Raw genomic sequence first — 21,280 nt, forward strand, 5'->3', positions numbered from 1 at the left:
CCACGGAGGGCAACATGATTAAAAACGGTATGCGTGCAATTCACCCGGGCGAGTTCCTGCGTGAAGACTATTTGAAGCCATTGGGCATGACAGCCAATGCGCTGTCAAAGGCACTGCATGTGCCTGCCGGGCGCATCAATGACATCGTGCTGGAGCGGCGCGGCGTCACGCCTGACACCGCTTTGCGTCTGGCGCGTTATTTTGGCGGTGACGCGCAGTCATGGTTGAATTTGCAGCAAATGTATGACCTCAAACTTGCTGAACGCGACAAGGCAAAACAAATCGAAGCTGAAATTGAACCTTTGGCGCTTGCGGCCTGAGCTAGAGTTGCTTTTCACCGACTCCGCCCCGCCTTGTATTTCCCCTTGCCCGCACCAATCACGCCGTCGGCCAGCGCCAGCCGGGCCCACACACTGTGCATTTCCTCTTGCCTTAATGACGACATGGAAATCTCGGATCCAGACTCCAAAATATCCATGTGAATCTATTCAATGCTTACGCCTGCTCGTCTTTCAATTGAGCAGGCACATCTGGCGCCACATTGTCATTAAAGACTTTTGTCTTTGGTGCGGTGCTGGTACCAAGTGACCATGCTCTCGTCCTCCAAGGCATAGTCACCGTAGGCTGCTTGCCAAACAAGGTTCTTGTCGCGCAAGCCTTTCAGTGCGCCTTGCGCGGCCGCTGCATCTATTTCCTGGCCGGCCAGGGCGGAATAGGCCTTCAAGGAATCCTCGGTGAACGGGGCGTACTTGGCCCCGGTCTGCAGCATGCGCTCCAGGACAGCCCGCTGTGCCGGCGATAGCGCGGCAAACTCACTTTCCATGGCACCCCAGACGTGCTCCCGAAAGGAGGACGCCTCTGCCTTCAGTTCAGCCGCAAGATTCTCGGCTGCGCCGTCAAGCGCCAAGTCAGCAATGATGCCTCGCAGCAATTCCGGTCGGTGTCCGACCAATTTAAAGGCTTCAAAAACATCGTCTGCATTGAATTGATTGGTGGCGGCAAGTTTCAGGTTAATGTCATCGGTATAGGCATCAGAAAATTCCTTCCCAAGTTTGGGGAACTTTGTAATGCGACAACCAAAAAATGGTTGATTGCGTTTCAGGACCAATTGGGTCAGCTTGTCCTGATTAGAGCCGGTAAATACCAGGAATAGCCGTTGTCCCCCGGCACCCTGGTTTAACCTGTCCCGAGCTGCCTTCAAGCCAAACATGGCGTCCATGCCTTCTTTTGAATTGAGCGCATGCTGGGCCTCATCGACGATGAGCACGACCGGCTTTCCCGATGCCTCGACCAAGGCTTCCAACGCATCCGCCAGGGACACGTTTTCCGGCAAAGACAGCGAGGCCATGCTCAGGCTCAGAGCCCCGAAAACTGTGACTCGTTCAAGTCCTGCGGCCTTGGCCAGTTTTGTGATGGCACCGGAAAACTTGAACAAGGATTTGCGCACCTCCCGAGCAATAAGAATTGCCGGAGATGTCTCCTTCTCGGTCCACAGATCGACGTAAACAGTCGTCCAGCCCAATTTGTCCAGAGCGGGCAGGAGGTCTTCACGCAAGAAAGTGCTTTTGCCAGTTCGGCGAGGCGCGGCCAGGAATAAGCCCGAGCGCGCATCCATGATGCCCGTGCCTTGTAGGGCCTCGCAGTACCCACGCGCTAACTCGGGGCGATGAAACTTGAAGGGTTGGTGTGACATGTCATTGCTCCAGTTAGGCGAACTTATTTGGGCTATTAAAACTTATAACTCAAAAAATAACCAAGTATAAGTACCTTCTTTCGAGCGTCTCTCCTTACGCACGATTGAAGAAGCCGACAGCCATTTAGGGCTCAACACCAACTCACCGGCTCCTGCCCGCCTTGTATTTCCCCTTGCCCGCACCAATCACCCCATCAGCCAGCGCCAGCCGGGCCATGGCCTTGTTGGCGTGGGCGTGGGTGATGGCCAGGCCCAGCGCGTCGGCGGCGTCGGGGCCGGGTAGGCCGGGCAGATTCAGCAGGCGCTTGACCATTTCCTGAATCTGGTCCTTGCTGGCGCGGCCCCAGCCCACCACGGCCTGTTTCATTTGCAGCGCGGTGTACTGCGACACCGGCAAATCGGAAAACACCAGCGCGGTGATGGCCGCACCCCGGGCCTGGCCCAGCAGCAGGGTGGACTGCGGGTTGACGTTGACAAACACGATTTCGACGGTGGCGGCGTCGGGCTCGTAGCGCGCCACCACTTCGCGAATGCCGTCAAAAATCACCTTCAGGCGCTCGGGCAGCAGGTCCTTGTCGAGGTGGGTGGTGCTGATGGTGCCGCTGGCCACATAGCGCAGTTCGGCGCCGTCCACGTCGACCAGGCCAAAACCGGTGGTGCGCAGGCCGGGGTCGATGCCGAGGATTCTCATAGGCCGAAGTACCAGCGCACCGAGTGAAAGAACACCGGCGCGGCAAAACACAGCGAGTCGATGCGGTCCAGCATGCCGCCGGCCCCGGTCACACTTTTGACCTGGCCTTGCCAGATGGGGATGCCGCGGTCGCGTTTGAGGGCTTTCATGACCAGGTGCCCGAGCGACCCCGCCGCGCAGGCAATGAATGACAGGGCAAAGGCCTGGCCCGGCACAAAGGGCGTGATGCCCGCCAGCAGGGCACCCAGCAGGCTGCCCACGGCCATGCCCCAGCCCCAGCTGTGCCAGGTAAAACTCTGACTGATGTTGGGCGCCGCCGAAGTTTTGGGCCGGTAGCGGGCCACCAGATGCTGCGTGACCATGCAGCTTTGCACCACCAGCACCAGAAACAGCACCAGAAAAGCGTTTTTCTTGTCGTAGTCTGGAAAGTCCAGCAGCATCAGCGCCGGCACATGGCTCATGCCGTAAATGCAGACCATGATGCCCCATTGCAGCTTGGCGTTGCGTTCCAGAAAGCGCACCGGGTCGTTGGCCAGCGCGCTGGCCACGGGCAGCGCCAGAAACACATAGACCGGGATGAACACCGTGAACAGGTCAAAGTGCTCGGTGGCCACCAGGTAGTACTGGAACGGCAGCACGCCAAAAAAAGCCAGCACCAGGCTGCGGTGGTCGCCCTGGCGCGTCGGCGACAGTGTCAGAAACTCGCGCAGGGCAAAGAAGGAACCGAGCGCAAACAGCACCAGCCGGGTGATGTCGCCCGCCAGCCAGGCCACCCAGAAAACAAAGATCAGCGCCCAGCTGGTGCGCAGCAACCGGCTCAAATCGCTGATGCGGTCCTGGTGGTTTTGCTGCGCCTGCACGTCTTCCTGCTCGCGCATCGACAGCAAAAACAGGGTCAAGGACGCAATCACCAGCAGGCCGAACACCAGCACGAACATGGCGCCCACCTGCTGCGCCGCGCTGAGGTTTTTCAGGGTTTGGTACAGGGACATGGTTCAGATGTCGCGCAAGGCGATGACGGCGCTGCGGGCGCGTGGCAAAAAAGTGTGACAGTCTTCACCGGCTTGCACCTGCATGGGCGCGCCAAAGGTCACCGAGCACAGCACCGGCACCGGCACCACTTCGCCCTTGGGCATGACGCGCTGCACATTGGCGATCCAGGCCGGGATCAGCTCCACATTGGGGAACTTGATGGCCAGGTTGTACAGCCCGGCCTTGAAGGCCTGCGGGTCGTCAAAGTGGCCGCGCGTGCCTTCGGGAAACAAAATGAGCGAGTCGCCCGCCGCCAGGGCTTCGACCAGCGGCTCCAGCGGGTCCTCCAGCGCGTTGCGCTCGCGCGAGACATAAATCACGTTGAACACCGCCGTGGTGATCCAGCGCTTGAAGGGCGACTTGGTCCAGTACTCCCGCGCGGCCACCGCCCGGGTGCCGCGACGCAATTCCTTGGGCAGCGCTGCCCAGATCATCACCAGGTCGGCGTGGCTTTGGTGGTTGGCAAAGTAAATGCGCTGCTCGGCTTTGGGCGGGCAACCCCACCAGCGCGCCTGGGCGCCCGTGAGCACCCGAATCAGCCCGAGCAAAAACAGGCTGACCGCCGTGGCGGCCAGCGGCGACAACCAGGCCGCCGTGCGCTGGCGCCAGGGGTCGGGCTGGGCTTGGCTCATGGCAGCTCAGCCCCCTCCAGGCGCCGCGCAATGCGGGCTGCGCGCCCGGCCACGTAGCTGGAGTTGGGCAGCTTTTCAAAATACTTGGGGCGCGGCAGCATCACCGCCAGCCGCGCGGCTTCATAGGTGCTGAGCTGGGCGGCAGACTTGCGGAAGTAGTGGCGCGCGGCGGCCTCGGCGCCAAACACGCCTTCGCCCCATTCCACGTTGTTGAGGTAGATTTCCAGAATGCGCTCCTTGCTGAGCACGGCTTCCAGCAGCAGCGTGAGCACAAACTCCTGGCCTTTCCTGAGCAGGGTGCGCTCACCCGACAAAAACAGGTTTTTCGCCAGTTGCTGGGTGATGGTGGAGCCGCCCACCACCTTGGGCGGCTTGACCACCTTGGCGGGTGGCGTTTTGGCGGCCACCTTGGGCGGGTTGCGGGCGTCCAGCCGGGCCTGCGCCCGGGCGGCCTGCTCTTCGGCTTTGGCGTTTTTTTCCCAGGCTTTTTCCAGCGCTGTCCAGTCGACGCCGTCGTGGTTGGCAAAACCGTCGTCTTCGCTGGCGATCACCGCGCGCTTGAGGTTGTTGGAAATCTTGTCATAAGGCAGCCATTGCTGGCGCCAGCGCAGGGCGTCTTTCTGGGTGGCCACGCGCCAGGCTTCGGAGCGCTGAAAGGCGGTGGACTGCGGGTCGATGACCAGCATGGCGACGATGCGCAGCACAAAATACAGTTGCAACAGCACCAGGGCGAGAGCCACCAAGCTGAGCCAGCGCCAAAACGGTTTCATGGCGTTACCCCGAAATGACCTTGCGCAATTCCGCCAGCACCTGACCAGACGGTGGCCGCACGCCGCGCCAGATCAAAAAGGCTTCGGCGGCTTGCTCCACCAGCATGCCCAGGCCGTCGCGCGGCACGGCGCCGTGGGCTGTCGCCCAGTCCATGAAGCCTTGGGCACCGGGGCCGTACATCATGTCGTAGGCCAGGGCGCCCGGCTTCAGGGAGCGGGCTGCCACCGGCACCGACGCGCCGCTCAGGCTGGTGGCTGTGCCATTGATGATGACGTCAAAAGGCGCCTCGAAACCGTGCAGGGTGTGCGCTTCAAGTTCGGTGTTGTGTTGCGCGGCCAATGCCATGTGGCGCGCCACCAGTTCGGTGGCCTTGTGCAGCGTGCGGTTGGCCACGCTGATGTGCGCCGGGCCGGCCTGCAGCAGCGGGCCCAGCACGCCGGCTGCGGCACCACCAGCGCCAATCAGCAGCAGGCGCAGGCCCTTCAGGGACAAGCCGGCGTTGCGTTCAATGTCATCGACCAGGCCGATGCCGTCGGTGTTGTCGCCCAGGATCTGGCCGCTCTTGAATGTCAACACATTGCAGGCTTGGGCCAGCAAACCGCGTTCGCTGGTCTGGGTGGCCATCTTGGCGGCCTCGAACTTGAACGGCACGGTGACGTTGCAGCCCAGTCCACCGTCCGCGATGAAGGCCCGCACGCTGCGGTCAAAGTGGTCGAGCGGGATCTCGCGTTTGTCGTAGTGCAGTTGCTGGCCGGTGAGTTCGGCAAAACGGCCATGAATCCAGGGCGATCGGCTGTGAGCGACCGGATGGCCCATCACGCAGTAGTGGTCGGTGGTCATTGGGTGTTTCGGAGGATGGGTTTATTTGGCGCTGACTCGGGTTTCCAGGGTGTCGTCGCGGGTGAAATTAAAGCGCGACACCACGGCGATTTCATCGGATTGCACACGCATGGACGCGCTGAATTTACCAAATGGGCCGGCGCTGTTGGCGATGGCGCGGGCGCGCTCGTCCAGCGCCAGGTTGCCTGAGCTTTGCACCACCTCGGTCGACAGCACTTCGCCGGTGTGGTTGATGGTGACCACCATGGTGAGTTCGCCGTAGAGTTTGCGGCCGTTGGCCTGCGGGAAATTCACCGTGCCGCGGTCTTCGATGCTGCGGCGCAGGTGGTCGTAATAAACCGCGTACACCGCCTCACGCGTGGCCGGGCTGATGTAGCGCTTTTTCGGGCGAGCGTTTTCCAGGTTGATGCGGCGCTCAATTTCCGCCAGCAGCTTGACCAGCTGTTTCTGCTTTTGCTCGCGTTGCACCTGTTCGGCGCTCAGGGTTTGCTCGCGGGACTCGGTGTCTGGCAGGCTGCTCAGCAGGCGGTTGACCTTGAGCAGCAGCAGGTTTTGCTGTTCCTGCATTTCGCGCAGCTGGCGCTCCTGCTCTTGCGCCTTGTCTTGACCGTCCAGGTCCGTCATGGCCGGTGGCAGCGGGCTTTTGGCCCGGCCACGCTCCGCCTCACCGCCGCCCGCCATGGCAAACTGGGCAATGGCCTGGGCTTTGTCTGGCCGCTCCTGCGGGTTGGTATTGACCAGGATCACCTCCAGCGGGCTGTCCTGCATGATGCGCTTGAAAGCCCCGGGCTCCACCAGCCGCACGGTCAACAAGGCGGCGTGCACCGCGATGGACGCACCCAGTGCCAGCTGAAGGGTTCCAAGGGGCAGCAGCTTCACGGCGTGTCAAGGGCCTCGGGCTCGGTGGCTGCCGGCTTGGCTTCGGCATCGTTGAGGTCCACGGCAATCGCAATCGGGCCGGCCACGCTGTCCTCGTCCTGTTCTTCGTCGGCGTCAAAGGCCTCGGGCTCGGCGTCGAGGCGCTCCAGCACGGTGCCGTGGATGTCGAGCGACACCAGGTCGATGTCGCCCAGCTTCACCAGCACCCGTGCGCCGCGCGGCAAGGTTTGCGCGCCCATCACCGGCAGCACCAGCGGCAGGTGGTCGGCGCGCACCAAATTGTCCTTGAACAAGGTGGCCTCGATCTCGGTGATGCCCTGCTGCTGCACGTATTTCAGCGTCCAGAAACGCTCGATGGCGTTTTGGTAGCCGTTGTAGGCAAAGTAGGCGGCGTCAAAGCTGGAGATGATCGAGAACAGCTCGGCGTCTTTGGGCTTGAACGGTGCCACCAGCGCGGCCGTTTTGCCGTGGCGGGCGCAGGCAATGATCTGCCACTGGTTGACCAGGTCCACATAGCGGCGCAGCGGCGAGCTGCTCCAGGCATAACTCTTGACACCAATGCCGGCGTGCGGCAACGCCCGGGTGCCCATGCGCACCTTGACGCCGGGCAACATCGAGGCCTGGCTGCGGTAAATGCCCGGCACCCCGAGCTCGGCCATCCAGTTGCCCCAGGTGCTGTTGGCCAGGATCATGGCTTCCGACACGATCAAATCGAGTGGCGCGCCGCGCTGGCGCACGCTGATCTGTACCTGCTCGGTGCCCTGCGGCTCGGCGCCGTTGTTGCCGACCAGCCGGAAGTTGTAGTCGGGCCGGTTGAAGTTTTCGGGCTTGCCGCGCACCACTTCGCGCTTGGCCTTCAGGTCTTGCGCCAGCCGGTACAGAAAAGAGAGTTGCGGACGTTTGTGCTGCAGCGGCGGCGGGTCGGTGTCGTGCATGAAAGCCGGGTCTTGCAGCCAATCCAGCGTGACCACGTTGTCGAGCTGGTCGTGGCGCAAGTTGGCGCCAATGTGCACCCGCTCCAGCTTGGTCTCGGTCGCCGTGATCTCCAGCGTGGCTTCATCCAGCGTCACATAGAGCGACACCGCCGGGCAGTCGCAGCCCTCTGACAGCGTGTAATTCTGCACCACTTCGTCGGGCAGCATGGTGAGTTTGTAGCCTGGCATGTAGACCGTGGACAGGCGCGCGCGGCCCAGCAGGTCGGCCGCGCTGCCGGGCTGGATCGCCAGGCCGGGCGCGGCAATGTGAATGCCCAGCACCACGGTGCCGGTGCCCAGGCCCTGCACCGACAGCGCATCGTCGATCTCGGTGGTGGCCGAATCGTCAATCGAAAAGGCCCGCGCCGGGGACAGCGGCAGCTCGTCCTTGATCGGGGGCGCGTCAAATTTCGGGAACCCGGTGCCCTTGGGAAAGTTTTCCAGCAGGAACCGTTTCCAGTGGAACTGGTAGGGCGAGTCAATGGCGCCGGCCTTGATCAGCAGGTCGAGCGGGCCCAGATGGGTGGCGCGCGAGGCCTCGACCACGGCCTTGTATTCGGGCGCATTCTTGTCGGGCTTGAACAGGATCTTGTAAAGCTGGTCGCGGATGGCCTGCGGGCAAACGCCTTCACTCAGTTCCTTGACCCAGGCCTCAATCTGCAGCAGCAACTGTTTCTTTTTTTCGATGGCCGCCAGGGCCTGCGCCAGGATGTCGGCCGAGGCCTTTTTGAAGCGGCCCTTGCCGGCGCGGCGAAAGTAGTGCGGTGCCTCCTGCAGCGCCATCAGGGTGCCGGCTTGCTGCTCCAGCGTGGCGTGTTCCGAGAAGTAGTCGCGCGCCAGCTCGGCAAAGGCAAAGTCGCCCTCGGGGGCAAATTCCCAGGCCATGTCGAGCTCGATGCCAGCGGCCACGGCCTGCGCGCCGGCCATCAAGTCATGCGGTGTGGGCTTGTCGAACTTGAGCAGCATGTTGGCCGACTTGACCTTGACGCGCTTGCCCGAGTCCAGCTCGACTTGCGCCGAGGTGTCGGCCTCGGAGAGGATGCGCCCGGCCAGGAATTTGCCGGTTTCTTCAAATAATAAGTACATCGGCGAATTGTCCCATGGCTTGCTGCTGTTGTCGGTACGCCCGCCAGCGGCCTGTTTCAGGCTGGCATCCCGTTGAAAATATATTTGTTAAAATGTAATTTTTTGGATGCCCTGTTTGGTGATTGAATTGTTGCCAGCGCATCTTGCAGGAGTCGTGCCATGAAAAAGCGAAGCTTGGCGGCAAAAAAACCTTTGTACATCGTACTGATCAGCGTTCACGGCTTGATCCGGGGGCACGACCTGGAGCTCGGGCGCGATGCCGACACCGGCGGCCAGACCAAGTACGTGGTGGAGCTGACGCGCGCGCTGGGTGAACGCGGCGACGTTGAACGGGTGGTGCTGCTGACGCGGCGCGTGGTCGACAGTCAGGTGAGTCCCGACTATGCCGAAGTGTTTGAGCCGCTGTCCGACAAAGCCAGCATCGTGCGCATTGCCTGCGGTGAAGACAAGTACCTGCGCAAGGAAATGCTGTGGGACACGCTGGAGAACTTTTCCGACAATGTGCTGGCCTACCTCAAGAGCCAGCCGCGCATGCCGGACGTGTTGCACAGCCATTACGCCGATGCCGGCTACGTGGGCTCGCGCCTGTCGCACCAGTTGGGTATTCCGCTGGTGCATACCGGGCATTCGCTGGGCCGCAATAAACGCCAGCAGTTGCTGGCCAGCGGCATCAAGCGCAGCGAGATCGAAGCCACCTACTGCATCTCGCGCCGCATCGAGGCCGAAGAAACCACGCTGGGCGCGGCCGACCGCGTGATCACCAGCACCCAGCAGGAAATTGAGCAGCAGTACGGCCTGTACGACTTCTACCAGCCTGAGCGCATGCGGGTCATCCCGCCGGGCACCGACCTGACGCAATTCTTCCCGCCCCAGGGTGATGAAAAAAAGAGCCCGATTGCGCTGGCACTTGACAGGCAGTTGGCGCAGCCCAACAAGCCGATGATTCTGGCGCTGGCCCGGCCAGACCCCAAAAAGAACCTGTTGACCTTGATTGCAGCCTACGGAGAGTCGCCGGCCTTGCAGCAAGCCGCCAACCTGGTCCTCGTGGCCGGCAACCGCGACGACATTCAGGAGCTGGAGAGCGTCGCCAAAACCGTGTGGACCGACATCCTGCTGGCCATCGACAAGTACGATTTGTACGGCAAGGTGGCCTACCCCAAGCACCACAAACAGGAAGAGGTGGCAGTGCTCTACCGGCTGGCTGCCACCTCGCGCGGTGTTTTTGTCAACCCGGCGCTGACCGAGCCCTTTGGCCTGACCTTGATCGAGGCGGCGGCCTGCGGCCTGCCGATTGTGGCCACCGAGGACGGCGGCCCGAGCGACATCATTCGCAATTGCCAGAACGGCCATCTGATCAACCCGCTTGACAAGGTGGCGATGGCGGCCACGCTGCTGCAGACCCTGAGCGACAAGACGGCCTGGCGGCGTTTGGCCCGCAAGGGCATGGCCGGCGTGCGCCAGTTTTACGCGTGGTCGGCGCATGTGGAGAGCTACCTGGCGGTGGTGCGGCCCTTGGTGGAAAAATCCGAGCCGGTGACTCGCATGGCCTTGCGCCGGCGCCCGGGCACGTTCCGTGAGCAGGCGATTTTCACCACCCTGGACCTGAACCTGATTGGCGACACGGCTTCGCTCGCGCCCTTCATGCACACCATGCACGCGCACCGCAAGGCCATCATCTTCGGCATAGCCACCGGGCGCAGTCTGGACGATGCGCTGAGCACCCTGAAGCGCTACAACATTCCCCAGCCCGATGTGCTGATCACCGGGCAGGGCACGCAAATCCATTACGCCCCCCACCTGACCGAGGACGCGGTCTGGGCGCGCCATATCGACCACCTGTGGCATCGCCAGGCGGTGCGCGAGCTGCTCGAGGACGTGCCGGGGCTGACGCTGCAGCCGCAAAGCCACCAAAGCGCGTTCAAGCTGAGCTATTTCATTGACACCCGCGTGACCAGCGCCAACGACATCCGGCAACTCCTGCTGCGCAACGAACAGGCGGTGAATGTGATTTTCTCGTTCGGACAATTTCTTGACGTGCTGCCGCAGCGCGCCTCCAAGGGGCTGGCCCTGCGCTGGTGCGCCGAGCAGTTTGGTTTTGCGCTGGAAAAGACACTGGTGGCGGGCGTCACCGGTGCCGACGCCGACATGTTGCGCGGTAACACCCTGGGCGTGGTGGTGGACAACCGCCACCTGGCGGAGTTGGCGGACCTGGCCAACATCGAAAAAATCTATTTTTCCAGGCAGGCTTACGCGGCCGGCATTCTGGAGGCCATGACGCATTACCAGTTTTTTGCCGACGAGTCCAAGGCCGGAGCCGCCGCATGAGGCGCCTGCTGCTGTGCACCGACCTGGACCGCACCCTGATCCCCAACGGTGCGCAACACGCCGCACCCGGCGCGCTGGCGCTGTTTCGGCAACTGGTGCGCCGCGAGGACGTGACGCTGGCCTACGTGAGCGGTCGGCACCAGGCACTGATGGCGCAGGCGATGCGTGAGTTCGACCTGCCGCAACCTGCTTTTGCCATCGCCGATGTGGGTTCGACGATCTACCAGGTCTCGCCCGCTGGCTGGTCGGAAGACGTGGCATGGCGTGCGCAGATGGCCCCGGACTGGCGCGACCTGACGCATGCTGATCTGGTGGCCCTGCTGGCTGTTTTTCCGGCGCTGCAGTTGCAGCCCCCGGCGCAGCAGAACCGCCACAAGCTCAGCTACCACGTGGCATTGACAGAAGACGCGCACAGCCTGTTGCGCGAGGTGGACGTCCGCCTGAAAGAAGCGCAGATTCAGGCGAACCTGATCTGGAGCATCGATGAACCCGCCGGGCTGGGTTTGCTCGATGTCTTGCCCGCCAGTGCCAACAAGCTGCAGGCCATCCGATTCCTGCTGCAACAAACCGGGTTGAAGGAGGGTGACGTCATTTTTGCAGGTGACAGCGGCAACGATCTGGAGGTGCTGCTCAGCAGCCTCCCCGCCGTGCTGGTGGCCAATGCCGACCCGCAGGTCAAAAGTCAGGCGGCTGCCGCCAAGCCTGGCACCCTGTATCTGGCGCAAGGCGGCTACCTGGGCATGAATGGCAACTACAGTGCGGGTATTCTGGAGGGCGTGGCCCATTACCACCCGGCGCTGGACGCCTGGTTACGCGCGCAACAACAGAAATTTTTGGGAGACCACTGATGTACGAACAAGCGTCACATGCGGTGTTGAACGACATCCTGCGGGAGCTCAAGCCCGAGATCGGCAACTTTCGGCTGCGCCATTTTTACACCCGGCTGGGCGCCAATTTTTATGCCATCCATTCCCTGTTTCATCTGCTTTACGGTGACCGGCCGGATTTCAAGGCGCAGATGGTCAGCCTGGTCGAGACGCTGGCGGTGCGCTACATGGAGCGCAGCCCGGCCTTGCGCAAGTCAGACCTGACGCGGGAGCGCGACTACAACTGGTTCCTGAGCCAGAAATGGGTTGGCATGGCGCTGTATTGCGACCGCTTTGCCGATGACCTGAAGGGCCTGCGCACCAGGCTGCCCTACCTGCAGGATCTGGGCATCAACATGCTGCACATCATGCCGATCCTGGATTGCCCGCCAGTCCATGCCGACGGCGGCTACGCCATCAGGGATTTCTTCAAGGTGGACCCCCGCTACGGCAGCACCGAGGACGTGGAAGCGCTGGCTGCCACGTTAAAGAAGCGCGACATGCTGCTGGTGCTCGACGTGGTGGTCAACCATACCTCGAACGAGCACGACTGGGCGCAACGGGCGCAAAGTGGCGACAAAAAATACCAGGACTACTACTACGTGTTTGACGACCGCGAGATGCCCGACACCTTCGAGGAGACCATGCCCGAGGTCTTTCCGGCCACGGCACCCGGGAATTTCACCTGGGACGAGGCCATGGGCAAGTGGGTCATGACGGTGTTCAACCACTACCAGTGGGACCTCAACTACCGCAACCCGGCCGTGTTGATCGAAATGATCGACATCATTCTGTTCTGGGCCAACAAAGGCGCGGACATTTTGCGCCTGGATGCGGTGGCGTTCTTGTGGAAAAAGATTGGCAGCACTTGCCAGAATGAGCGTGAGGCGCACCTGCTCTTGCAGTTGATGAAAGACTGCTGCCAGGTGACTGCGCCGGGTGTGCTGTTCATTGCCGAGGCCATCGTGGCGCCGAGCGAGGTGGCCAAGTATTTTGGTGAAGACGCCATCAACGCCAAGGAGTGCGAGATTGCCTACAACGCCACCTTCATGTCCCTGCTGTGGGACGGGGTGGCCACCAAGAATGCCGTGTTGCTGAACCAGGGTATCAAGCATTTGCCGGTCAAGCTGGAGCGCGCCACCTGGCTCAACTATGTGCGTTGCCACGACGACATCGGCCTGGGTTTTGATGACAATGACGTGCGCCTGTCAGGCTACGATCCGGTACAGCATCGGCGCTTTCTGATCGATTACTTCACCGGCAGATTCCCCGGTTCGTTCGCCCGGGGGCTGCCGTTTGGCGAGAATCCCAAGACCGGTGATGCGCGTATCTCGGGCTCGCTGGCCTCGCTGGCCGGGCTTGAGGCGGCGCTGGAAAGCCAGGACCCCCAAGCCGTCGATCAGGCCATCAAGACCATTCTGTTGCTGCACAGCCTGATCCTGTCCTTTGGCGGTATTGCCTTGTTTTACTACGGCGATGCCATCGGCACGCTCAACAGCCTGGCCTATCTGACCGATCCCGCAGAGTGTGATGACAGTCGCTGGGTGAACCGCTCGTATTTTGACTGGACCAAGGCCGCCTTGCGCCATCAGACCGGCACGGTGGAGCAGCGCATTTTCAGCGCGCTCAAGAAAATGATCACCTTGCGCAAGGAGCTGAGTGCGTTTGCCGACTTCGACAACCGCCAATTGCTGAGTGTCGACAACCCCAACCTGCTGGTTTTTTTGCGCACGGACATGCACAACGCGCGCAACCGGGTGCTGGTGGTGAGCAACTTCAACACCGTGGCGCAACGCTTGCCGCTGGGCGCACTGCGCCCTTATGGTTTGTTTCAGCAAGAGGCCATGAAAGAGCTTTGTTCGGGCGAGCGCATCACGGTTGACCACGACACGATCACCATCCCGGCGCTGGTCAGTTGCTGGTTGGTCGACTGAGTCCGCACGCCAAAACCCAAGCCCTGCGCAGCGCGCAAGCACGGACCATGCGGGTGGGTTAGTGACTTGTTTTGGGGGCAGGCAGCAAGCGCTCGCATTCCTCGGTGACGGCCGCGTAGCACTCGCAGACACGCGCCTCCAGCCCCGGGCGATCCACCACGGTGAGGCAGCCGCGCGACACCGCAATCAAGCCATCTTTTTGCAGTTTGCCAGCGGTTTGTGTGACGCTTTCGCGGCGGATGCCCAGCAAGTGCGAAATCTGTTCCTGGGTGATGGCCATTTTGTCACTGTGCAAGCGGTCCAGGCTCATCAACAGCCAGCGGCAAAAACGTTGCTCCACCGAGTGGTGCTGGTTGCACACAGCGGTTTGCGAAGTTTGGCAGATCAGCGCCTGGCTGTAGAGCAAGGCCAGATGTTGCAGTTTGCCGCCCAGCGCAAATTCGTGTTTCATGACTTTGCGGCTGAGCCGGTAGGCACTGCCAGCGCTTTGCACCTCGGTGCTGCTGGGCAGGCTGTCACCGCCCATGTAGATCGAGATACCGATCAGCCCCTCGTTGCCGACCAGGGCGACTTCGCTGGACGAGCCATCTTCCAGGTCGTAGATCAGCGACACGATGCCGGAGGTGGGAAAGTGCAGAAAATTGACATGGTCGCCCGATTCCGAGAGGGTCCATTTGCGCGGCATCTCGACCAGGTGCAAATCGGGCAGCAGGCGTTCGTACTCCGCCGCTGGCAGCATGGCCAGGATTTGGTTGAGCTTGGGGCTGGGTGGGCTGGACACAGGTGTTTTTTTGGTGGACATGGCAGATCCTTAAAAATGAAACTGACTCAATACGGGTTGTCAAACCCCAGCCGCGCCATGATCTCGCTCTCGCGCAGCTCCATCACCTGGGCGTCTTCGTCTTCATCGTGGTCCCAGCCCTGCGCGTGCAGCGCGCCGTGCACCAGCAGATGGGCGTAATGGGCTTCCAGGGTTTTGCCCTGTTCTTTCGCCTCGGCGGCCACCACCGGCGCGCACAACACCAGGTCGGCGGTGACGACCGGTTCTTGCGTGTAGTCGAAGGTCAGCACGTTGGTGGCGTAGTCTTTCTGGCGGTAATCCCGGTTGAGGGCCTGGCCCTCAGCGGCATCGACGATGCGCACGGTGAGCTCGGCGTCGTCTTGCAGCGCGGCGCGCAGCCAGCGCATGACTTTGTGACGGGGCAGGGCGGCGCGGTGCTGCGCCACGTCTTCAAACTTGCCGAATTGCAGGGAGAGGGTGAGTTGGTTCATAGGTCAGAGCGTTTCAGGCTGCGGGCGGGGCGTTTGACGGCGAGCGGCTCGGCGTCGTCGCGGCGCAGGATGCCGATGCGCCCGGGGGCGTCGTAGGCGTCGACAATGCGCGCCACCAGCGGGTGCCGCACCACGTCCGCGCTGGTCAGACGGCACATGGCAATGCCGTCGACACCCTTGAGCACGCGCTCGGCGTCAATCAGGCCGCTGAGCTGGGTGCTGGGCAGGTCGATCTGGCTGACATCGCCGGTGACCACGGCCTTGGAGCCAAAACCGATGCGTGTCAAAAACATCTTCATCTGTTCGGGCGTGGTGTTTTGCGCCTCGTCCAGGATCACAAAAGCAGTGTTGAGCGTGCGCCCGCGCATGAAGGCCAGCGGCGCGATCTCGATGGTCTGGCGCTCAAAGGCTTTTTGCACCGCCTCGAAGCCCATCAGGTCGTAAAGCGCGTCATAAAGTGGGCGCAGGTAGGGGTCGATTTTTTGCGCCAAGTCGCCGGGCAGGTAGCCCAGGCGCTCACCGGCTTCCACCGCCGGGCGGGTCAGCACAATGCGCTGCACCGTGCTGCGCTGCAGCGCGTCGACCGCCATGGCCACCGCCAGGTAGGTCTTGCCGGTGCCGGCCGGGCCAATGCCGAAGGTGATGTCGTGGCTGACGATGCTGTCCAGGTAATGCGCCTGGTTCAGCGAGCGGGGTTTCAGGTCGGCACGTTTGGTCTTGAGTGACGGGCCTTCCGCGCCGTGCGGGTCGCCGTCGCCGGCCAGCATCAGTTGCACGGTGCGTGGTTCGATCGGGCGCGCCGCGATCTCGTACAGCGCCTGCAGCATTTCCATGCCGCGCTTGGCGTTGGCCTTGAGGCCGTCGACCTTGAATTGTTCGTGGCGGTGCGCAATTTTGACCTGCAGCGCGCCCTCAATGGTGCGCAGGTGCTCGTCCATGGGGCCGCACAGGTGGCCCAGGCGGGTGTTGTTGGGTGGGGAAAAGATATGTCGGAGGATCACGTTGATAATTCCATAAATACTTCTCGATGATAGGCACAAAATGATCGGTAAATTGACAGGCACTCTGGACGACAAGAATCCGCCGATGGTGATCGTCGACTGCCACGGCGTGGGTTACGAGGTATTTGTGCCCATGAGCACCTTCTACAACCTGCCTGAACTGGGTGTCAAGGTGACGCTGTTGACCCACTTTGTGGTGCGCGAAGATGCGCAGATCCTGTACGGCTTTGCCACCACGGCCGAACGCGCCGCGTTTCGTGAACTCATCAAGATTTCGGGGGTCGGGCCGCGCACGGCGCTTTCGGTGCTGTCGGGCATGGGTGTGACCGAGTTGTCACAAGCCGTGACCTTGCAGGAGGGGGGGCGGCTGATGAAGGTGCCCGGCATCGGCAAGAAAACCGCCGAGCGCCTGTTGCTGGAACTCAAGGGCAAGCTCGGGCCCGACATTGGCGTGCCCAGCAGCCTGGCCAGCGACGCCCAGGGTGACATTTTGCAGGCCCTGCTGGCCTTGGGCTACAGCGACAAGGAGGCCGCTGCCGCGCTGAAAGCCCTGCCCAAGGACATTGGCGTCAGTGATGGCATCAAGCTGGCGCTGAAGGCGCTGGCGAAATAGCTTCAAAGCTCCGCGACAATGGCGGCCTGAATTTCCCTTGGTCTCACGTTCGGTTCAACCCCTGATAGGATATTTTGATGAAAACAATTGGTCTTAAAACCCTGCGCTGTACTTTGACAGTGGCCGCCGCCCTGCTGTGTCTGACCGGGCCTGTTCAGGCCGCCGACAAGGTCAAGGTGGGCCTGCTCAGCACTTTGTCCGGCCCCGGTGCGGGTTTGGGCATTGACATTCGCGACGGCTTCAACCTGGCGCTCAAGCACGCCAATGGCAAGTTGGGTGGGCTGCCGGTCGAGGTGATCGTGGCCGACGACCAGGCCAAACCCGACGCAGCGCGCCAGACCGCCGACCGGCTGGTGAAGCAGGATAAAGTGGATTTCATGACCGGCGTGGTGTTTTCCAACGTGATGCTGGCTGTCGGCAAGCCGATTTTTGATTCCAAAACCTTCTACATCAGCGCCAACGCGGGTCCGTCGCAGTATGCGGGGGCGCAATGCAACCCCTATTTTTTCAACGTGGCCTGGCAGAACGACAACCTGCACGAAGCGGTGGGCAAGACGGTGCAGGACAAGGGCTTTAAAAAGGTGGCCCTGCTGGCGCCCGACTATCCCGCAGGCAAGGACGCGCTCGCCGGCTTCAAGCGTTATTTCAAGGGGCAAATTGCCTCGGAAGCCTACACCCCTTTAAGTCAGCTGGATTACGGCGCCGAGCTCTCCAAAATGCGCGCCTCGGGGGCCGATGCGGTCTATATCTTTTTGCCGGGCGGCTTGGGCATCAACTTCATCAAGCAGTTTGTCGGCGCCGGTTTGTCCAAGGACATGACGCTGTTTGGCCCGGGTTTCTCGGCCGATGAAGACGTGATTCGTGCCGTGGGCGAGCCCATGCTGGGCATGTTCAACAGCTCCCAGTGGGCGCACGACATGCAAAATCCGGTCAACAAACGCTTTGTTGCCGATTTCCAGAAAGACTACGGCCGCCTGCCCACGCTGTACGCGTCGCAAGGCTACGACGCTGCGCGTTTGATGGATGCCGCCGTGCGCGACGTCAAAGGCAATTTGAGCGACAAAGCCGCCCTGCGCAAAGCCATTGCAGCCGCCAAGTTTGATTCGGTGCGTGGCGCCTTCAAGTTCAACACCAACGGCTATCCGATCCAGGACTACTACCTGCGTGTGATCACCAAGGACGCCCAGGGCCGCGTCACCAACCGCACGCTGAGCACGGTGTTCAAAAACCACGCCGATGCCTATGTGGGCGAATGCAAGATGCCCGCGCTTTGATGCCGGCTGAGGTGTACTGCGCGCAATGACCGCCATTCTGGTCCTGGAGCAGTCGCTCAACGGCCTGCAGTTCGGCCTGATGCTTTTTTTGCTGGCCGCCGGGCTGACGCTGGTGTTCGGCATCATGGACATGATCAACCTGGCGCACGGCTCGCTCTACATGATCGGGGCCTACCTGATTGCCAGCATCGCGCTGGCCAGCGGCTCGTTCTGGCTGGGTCTGGCGCTGGGCATCGTCGCAACGGCGGCCATTGGCGCGCTGCTGGAGCTCAGCGTGTTGCGCCGCCTGTACCAGCGTGACCATTTGTCGCAGGTGCTGGGCACCTTTGCCATTTTGCTGATGAGCAACGAGGCCGTGCGCATGCTCTGGGGGTCGCAGCCCATTGAACTCAACCCGCCGGCTGCGCTGGCTGGCCCGGTGGCGTTGCTGGCGGGTTTCAGCTACCCGGCCTACCGCCTGTTCATCATTGCCGTGGGTTTGGCTGCAGCGGGCTTGTTGTACCTGCTGGTGTCACGCACCCGCCTGGGCATGCAGGTGCGTGCCGGTGCTTCGAACCGGGAGATGGCGCTGGCCATGGGGGTCGATGTGCGACGCCTGTTTACCCTGGTGTTTGCCATGGGCGCGGGTTTGTGCGCGCTGGCTGGCGGCATGCTTGGGCCGCTGCTGGCGGTGCAGGTCGGCATGGGTGAGCGCATTTTGATTCTGGCCTTTGTGGTGATCGTGATCGGCGGCATCGGCTCGATCCGCGGCGCGCTGCTGGGGGCCCTGTTGGTGGGCGTGGTGGATACCGCCGGGCGCACGCTGATTCCTTTTGTCTTTGAGCGCATCGCGGGGCCGGAGCTGGCCACCAACGTCGGCCCGGCGGTGGCCGCCATCCTGATTTACGTGCTGATGGCTGCCGTGCTGTTCTTCAAGCCGCAAGGCTTGTTTCCTGCCCATGGCTAAGATGGATGCAAAACCCGGCTTGCTCGACCACCCGTTGCGTTGGCGCACCGGTTTGGGTTTGCTGATCGCTCTGGTGTTGCTGCCCACCTTGGCGCACGCCTGGGGCCAGGAGTTTTATGTCGGCGTGGCCAGCCGGTTTTTGATTTTTGCGCTGGCGGCCACCAGCCTCAATCTGATTCTGGGTTTTGGCGGCATGGTCAGTTTTGGTCACGCGGCGTTTGTCGGTGTCGGGGCTTATGCGGCGGGGATCTTGATGCAGCACGGTATTGCGTCGGCCTGGCTGGCGCTGGCGCTGGCCTTTGTCGCCGCGGGCGCTTTTGCCTTGCTGATCGGGGCCATCAGTCTGCGCACCCGGGGCGTCTACTTCATCATGATCACGCTGGCCTTTGCGCAGATGCTGTACTACCTGATGGTGTCGGTCAAAACCTATGGCGGCGACGATGGCCTGTCGCTGAGCGGTCGCTTTGACCTGGGATTCAACCTGGACCTGAGCCAGGATGCCACCTTCTACTACCTGGTCCTGACCCTTTTTGTGGCGATTTTCCTGGGAGTGCAGCGCTTGCTGAACTCCCGTTTTGGCCATGCGCTGCAGGCGATTCGCGACAACGAGACACGCATGGCGGCCATTGGTTTCCCGGTGTACCGTTTCAAGTTGGTGGCCTTTGTGCTGGCCGGTGCCCTGGCCGGCCTGGCCGGTGCCCTGCTGGCGCACCAGGGTGGTTTTGTCAGCCCGTCGATGATGCAGTGGAGCGAGTCCGGCATGTTGATGGTGATGGTGATTTTGGGCGGGGTCGGGCACCTTTATGGTGGTTTGGTTGGCGCCGTGGTGTTTCTGGCGCTCGAAGAACTCCTGAGCAGCAGCACCATCCACTGGCAGTTTGGTCTGGGCGCCGTGCTGCTGGCCGTGGTGCTGCTGGCACCCAACGGCCTGCTGAGCTTGCGCTTGAAAAGGAAAGCGCCATGAGCCACAGCACGCTGCTGCAGGTCGACGATCTGGTCAAGTCCTATGGCGGCCTGCGTGCCACCGACCACGCCAGCCTGAGCGTGCTCACCGGTGAGATTCATGCGCTGATCGGCCCCAACGGCGCTGGCAAAACCACCCTGATCCAGCTGATTTCCGGCGCCCTGGCGCCCAGCGCCGGGCGCATCGAGTTTGACGGCATGGACATCACCCGCATGCCCATGCATGCGCGGGTGGCGCACGGCTTGGCGCGCTCGTTCCAGATCACCAGCATCTTCCATCGACTGTCGGTGCTCGACAACCTGGCGCTGGCGGTGTTGGCCCACGCCGGCCACAGCCTGAACTTCTGGCGACCCGCGCGGCGCGATGCCGAACGCTACGCGCTGGCAGCCGAGGTGGCCCAACGGGTCGGTTTGGGTTTGCACGTCCATCGGCTTGGCGGCGCCCTGTCGCATGGCGAGCAGCGCCAGCTGGAGCTTGGCCTGGCGCTGGCCACCCGGCCCAAATTGCTGCTGCTCGACGAGCCCATGGCCGGCATGGGGCCCGACGAATCCGAGCGCATGCTGAGCTTGCTGCAAAGTCTGCGCGGGGAGACCACGCTGCTGCTGGTGGAGCACGACATGAATGCGGTGTTCCGGCTGGCGGACCGAATTTCGACGCTGGTGGCTGGCCGGGTCATCGCCTGCGGCACCCCGCAGGAGATACGCCAGAACCCCGAGGTGCGGCTGGCCTACCTGGGCGACGACGAGGAAGCCACGGCATGAGCGCGCTGCTGGAAGTGGAGGGTCTGCAAACCGCCTATGGCGCCAGCCAGGTGCTGTTTGGCGTGAGTTTTTCCGTGCAGCCCGGTGAGGTGGCCACCCTGCTGGGGCGCAACGGCATGGGCAAAACGACCACGGTGCGCTCCATTCTGGGGCTGACCCCGGCGCGCAGTGGCAGCGTGCGTTTTCTTGGTGAGCGCATCGACCGTCTGACGCCCGACCGCATCGCCCGCATGGGGCTGGCGCTGGTGCCCGAGGGCCGGCAGATTTTTCCAAACCTGTCGGTCCGGGAAAACCTGCTGGCGTTTGCCGACAACCGCAACAGCGCCGCAGACCCGTGGACGCTGGAGTCGGTGTTCGACTTGTTCCCGCGCCTGGCCGAGCGAGTGCGCCACATGGGCAACCAACTCTCGGGCGGCGAGCAGCAAATGCTGGCGATTGGCCGTGCCCTCATGACCAACCCGTATCTGCTGATCCTGGACGAAGCCACCGAGGGCCTGGCGCCGCTGGTGCGTGAAGACATCTGGCAATGCCTGCACCAGTTGAGCCACCGGGGACAGACCATTCTGGTGATCGACAAATACGTGCAGCGGCTCATCAAACTGGCACATCACCACAGCATTCTGGAGCGCGGCCAGGTCGTGTGGCAGGGCGACTCCGAGCAGCTGGCGGCTGAGCCGGGCCTGTGGCAGCGTTATATTGGCGTGTGATTCCCCACCTGTTGAGTTT

At 62.2% G+C, this 21,280-nt stretch carries 21 protein-coding genes; 10 read left to right on the plus strand and 11 right to left on the minus strand.

Annotation, left to right across the window (positions count from 1 at the left end; all coding sequences use genetic code 11):
* Positions 1–14: 14 nt before the first annotated feature.
* A complete protein-coding gene (locus Q7U49_RS04610; protein WP_304762598.1) occupies positions 15–320 on the plus strand; it encodes a HigA family addiction module antitoxin in 306 nt (101 codons plus the stop codon).
* A gap of 227 nt (positions 321–547) precedes the next feature.
* Here Q7U49_RS04610 and Q7U49_RS04615 read toward each other — a convergent pair whose 3' ends face one another.
* The 8 genes from Q7U49_RS04615 to Q7U49_RS04650 form a co-directional block, all read right to left on the minus strand.
* On the minus strand, positions 548–1,693 hold the full coding sequence (locus Q7U49_RS04615) for a hypothetical protein (protein ID WP_304762600.1): 1,146 nt from the start codon (positions 1,691–1,693) through the stop codon (positions 548–550).
* A gap of 142 nt (positions 1,694–1,835) precedes the next feature.
* A complete protein-coding gene (gene ruvC / locus Q7U49_RS04620; protein WP_304762602.1) occupies positions 1,836–2,384 on the minus strand; it encodes a crossover junction endodeoxyribonuclease RuvC in 549 nt (182 codons plus the stop codon).
* Positions 2,381–3,370 carry a phosphatidate cytidylyltransferase gene (locus Q7U49_RS04625; protein ID WP_304762711.1) on the minus strand — a complete coding sequence of 330 codons (990 nt, stop codon included), beginning with the start codon at positions 3,368–3,370 and terminating at the stop codon, positions 2,381–2,383. The genes ruvC and Q7U49_RS04625 overlap by 4 nt, the downstream gene beginning before the upstream one ends.
* Positions 3,371–3,379: 9 nt before the next feature.
* On the minus strand, positions 3,380–4,048 hold the full coding sequence (locus Q7U49_RS04630; protein WP_304762604.1) for a 1-acyl-sn-glycerol-3-phosphate acyltransferase: 669 nt from the start codon (positions 4,046–4,048) through the stop codon (positions 3,380–3,382).
* On the minus strand, positions 4,045–4,818 hold the full coding sequence (locus Q7U49_RS04635; RefSeq protein ID WP_304762606.1) for a transglycosylase domain-containing protein: 774 nt from the start codon (positions 4,816–4,818) through the stop codon (positions 4,045–4,047). Before Q7U49_RS04635 ends, Q7U49_RS04630 begins: the two co-directional genes overlap by 4 nt.
* Before the next feature lie 4 nt (positions 4,819–4,822).
* On the minus strand, positions 4,823–5,659 hold the full coding sequence (aroE, locus tag Q7U49_RS04640) for a shikimate dehydrogenase (protein ID WP_304762609.1): 837 nt from the start codon (positions 5,657–5,659) through the stop codon (positions 4,823–4,825).
* Between the two features lie 21 nt (positions 5,660–5,680).
* Complete coding sequence (locus tag Q7U49_RS04645) at positions 5,681–6,538, minus strand: energy transducer TonB (protein WP_304762611.1); 858 nt, start codon at positions 6,536–6,538, stop codon at positions 5,681–5,683.
* The gene (locus tag Q7U49_RS04650; RefSeq protein ID WP_304762614.1) at positions 6,535–8,598 is read right to left on the minus strand and encodes a ribonuclease catalytic domain-containing protein; all 2,064 of its coding nucleotides are present in this window, start codon (positions 8,596–8,598) and stop codon (positions 6,535–6,537) included. The genes Q7U49_RS04645 and Q7U49_RS04650 overlap by 4 nt, the downstream gene beginning before the upstream one ends.
* A 159-nt stretch (positions 8,599–8,757) precedes the next feature.
* Between Q7U49_RS04650 and Q7U49_RS04655 the strand changes: the two genes are divergently transcribed.
* The 3 genes from Q7U49_RS04655 to Q7U49_RS04665 are packed head-to-tail and all read left to right on the plus strand — an operon-like array spanning position 8,758 to position 13,723.
* On the plus strand, positions 8,758–10,923 hold the full coding sequence (locus tag Q7U49_RS04655) for an HAD family hydrolase (RefSeq protein WP_304762617.1): 2,166 nt from the start codon (positions 8,758–8,760) through the stop codon (positions 10,921–10,923).
* The gene (locus tag Q7U49_RS04660) at positions 10,920–11,771 is read left to right on the plus strand and encodes an HAD-IIB family hydrolase (RefSeq protein ID WP_304762620.1); all 852 of its coding nucleotides are present in this window, start codon (positions 10,920–10,922) and stop codon (positions 11,769–11,771) included. Before Q7U49_RS04655 ends, Q7U49_RS04660 begins: the two co-directional genes overlap by 4 nt.
* Positions 11,771–13,723 carry an amylosucrase gene (locus Q7U49_RS04665; RefSeq protein ID WP_304762623.1) on the plus strand — a complete coding sequence of 651 codons (1,953 nt, stop codon included), beginning with the start codon at positions 11,771–11,773 and terminating at the stop codon, positions 13,721–13,723. Before Q7U49_RS04660 ends, Q7U49_RS04665 begins: the two co-directional genes overlap by 1 nt.
* 58 nt (positions 13,724–13,781) lie before the next feature.
* Here the strand turns inward: Q7U49_RS04665 and Q7U49_RS04670 are convergent, their stop codons facing one another.
* From Q7U49_RS04670 to Q7U49_RS04680, 3 genes are read right to left on the minus strand one after another with little or no spacing between them, the layout of a single operon-like run.
* On the minus strand, positions 13,782–14,525 hold the full coding sequence (locus Q7U49_RS04670; RefSeq protein WP_304762625.1) for a Crp/Fnr family transcriptional regulator: 744 nt from the start codon (positions 14,523–14,525) through the stop codon (positions 13,782–13,784).
* Positions 14,526–14,551: 26 nt separating this feature from the next.
* Positions 14,552–14,995, minus strand: a complete 444-nt coding sequence (gene ybeY, locus Q7U49_RS04675; protein WP_304762627.1) for an rRNA maturation RNase YbeY — start codon at positions 14,993–14,995, stop codon at positions 14,552–14,554.
* Positions 14,992–15,996, minus strand: a complete 1,005-nt coding sequence (locus tag Q7U49_RS04680; RefSeq protein WP_304762630.1) for a PhoH family protein — start codon at positions 15,994–15,996, stop codon at positions 14,992–14,994. Before Q7U49_RS04680 ends, ybeY begins: the two co-directional genes overlap by 4 nt.
* Before the next feature lie 40 nt (positions 15,997–16,036).
* On the opposite strand from Q7U49_RS04680, the gene ruvA reads away from it, so the two are divergent.
* The 6 genes from ruvA (at position 16,037) to Q7U49_RS04710 (ending at position 21,261) form a co-directional block, all read left to right on the plus strand.
* On the plus strand, positions 16,037–16,609 hold the full coding sequence (gene ruvA / locus Q7U49_RS04685; protein ID WP_304762631.1) for a Holliday junction branch migration protein RuvA: 573 nt from the start codon (positions 16,037–16,039) through the stop codon (positions 16,607–16,609).
* Positions 16,610–16,686: 77 nt separating this feature from the next.
* Positions 16,687–17,883, plus strand: coding sequence for an ABC transporter substrate-binding protein (locus Q7U49_RS04690; protein ID WP_304762633.1), 1,197 nt, complete (start codon positions 16,687–16,689; stop codon positions 17,881–17,883).
* 25 nt (positions 17,884–17,908) lie between these two features.
* On the plus strand, positions 17,909–18,829 hold the full coding sequence (locus Q7U49_RS04695) for a branched-chain amino acid ABC transporter permease (RefSeq protein WP_304762635.1): 921 nt from the start codon (positions 17,909–17,911) through the stop codon (positions 18,827–18,829).
* Position 18,830: 1 nt separating this feature from the next.
* Positions 18,831–19,793: a branched-chain amino acid ABC transporter permease gene (locus tag Q7U49_RS04700; protein ID WP_304762637.1), complete on the plus strand. Its 963-nt coding sequence runs from the start codon at positions 18,831–18,833 to the stop codon at positions 19,791–19,793.
* Complete coding sequence (locus Q7U49_RS04705; RefSeq protein WP_304762639.1) at positions 19,790–20,554, plus strand: ABC transporter ATP-binding protein; 765 nt, start codon at positions 19,790–19,792, stop codon at positions 20,552–20,554. Before Q7U49_RS04700 ends, Q7U49_RS04705 begins: the two co-directional genes overlap by 4 nt.
* Positions 20,551–21,261, plus strand: coding sequence for an ABC transporter ATP-binding protein (locus tag Q7U49_RS04710; RefSeq protein ID WP_304762641.1), 711 nt, complete (start codon positions 20,551–20,553; stop codon positions 21,259–21,261). Before Q7U49_RS04705 ends, Q7U49_RS04710 begins: the two co-directional genes overlap by 4 nt.
* Positions 21,262–21,280 lie beyond the last annotated feature (19 nt).

This window comes from Rhodoferax sp. (genome assembly GCF_030653815.1).
In the GTDB taxonomy this organism is placed as follows: Bacteria; Pseudomonadota; Gammaproteobacteria; order Burkholderiales; family Burkholderiaceae_C; genus Rhodoferax.

Bases quoted from the DNA above. Each gene is read 5' to 3' on its own strand.
- Q7U49_RS04610 (WP_304762598.1), top strand. From the start codon at position 15: ATGATTAAAAACGGTATGCGTGCAATTCACCCGGGCGAGTTCCTGCGT.
- Q7U49_RS04615 (WP_304762600.1), bottom strand. From the start codon at position 1,693: ATGTCACACCAACCCTTCAAGTTTCATCGCCCCGAGTTAGCGCGTGGG.
- ruvC (WP_304762602.1), bottom strand. From the start codon at position 2,384: ATGAGAATCCTCGGCATCGACCCCGGCCTGCGCACCACCGGTTTTGGC.
- Q7U49_RS04630 (WP_304762604.1), bottom strand. From the start codon at position 4,048: ATGAGCCAAGCCCAGCCCGACCCCTGGCGCCAGCGCACGGCGGCCTGG.
- Q7U49_RS04635 (WP_304762606.1), bottom strand. From the start codon at position 4,818: ATGAAACCGTTTTGGCGCTGGCTCAGCTTGGTGGCTCTCGCCCTGGTG.
- aroE (WP_304762609.1), bottom strand. From the start codon at position 5,659: ATGACCACCGACCACTACTGCGTGATGGGCCATCCGGTCGCTCACAGC.
- Q7U49_RS04650 (WP_304762614.1), bottom strand. From the start codon at position 8,598: ATGTACTTATTATTTGAAGAAACCGGCAAATTCCTGGCCGGGCGCATC.
- Q7U49_RS04655 (WP_304762617.1), top strand. From the start codon at position 8,758: ATGAAAAAGCGAAGCTTGGCGGCAAAAAAACCTTTGTACATCGTACTG.
- Q7U49_RS04660 (WP_304762620.1), top strand. From the start codon at position 10,920: ATGAGGCGCCTGCTGCTGTGCACCGACCTGGACCGCACCCTGATCCCC.
- Q7U49_RS04665 (WP_304762623.1), top strand. From the start codon at position 11,771: ATGTACGAACAAGCGTCACATGCGGTGTTGAACGACATCCTGCGGGAG.
- Q7U49_RS04670 (WP_304762625.1), bottom strand. From the start codon at position 14,525: ATGTCCACCAAAAAAACACCTGTGTCCAGCCCACCCAGCCCCAAGCTC.
- ybeY (WP_304762627.1), bottom strand. From the start codon at position 14,995: ATGAACCAACTCACCCTCTCCCTGCAATTCGGCAAGTTTGAAGACGTG.
- ruvA (WP_304762631.1), top strand. From the start codon at position 16,037: ATGATCGGTAAATTGACAGGCACTCTGGACGACAAGAATCCGCCGATG.
- Q7U49_RS04690 (WP_304762633.1), top strand. From the start codon at position 16,687: ATGAAAACAATTGGTCTTAAAACCCTGCGCTGTACTTTGACAGTGGCC.
- Q7U49_RS04695 (WP_304762635.1), top strand. From the start codon at position 17,909: ATGACCGCCATTCTGGTCCTGGAGCAGTCGCTCAACGGCCTGCAGTTC.
- Q7U49_RS04700 (WP_304762637.1), top strand. From the start codon at position 18,831: ATGGATGCAAAACCCGGCTTGCTCGACCACCCGTTGCGTTGGCGCACC.
- Q7U49_RS04705 (WP_304762639.1), top strand. From the start codon at position 19,790: ATGAGCCACAGCACGCTGCTGCAGGTCGACGATCTGGTCAAGTCCTAT.
- Q7U49_RS04710 (WP_304762641.1), top strand. From the start codon at position 20,551: ATGAGCGCGCTGCTGGAAGTGGAGGGTCTGCAAACCGCCTATGGCGCC.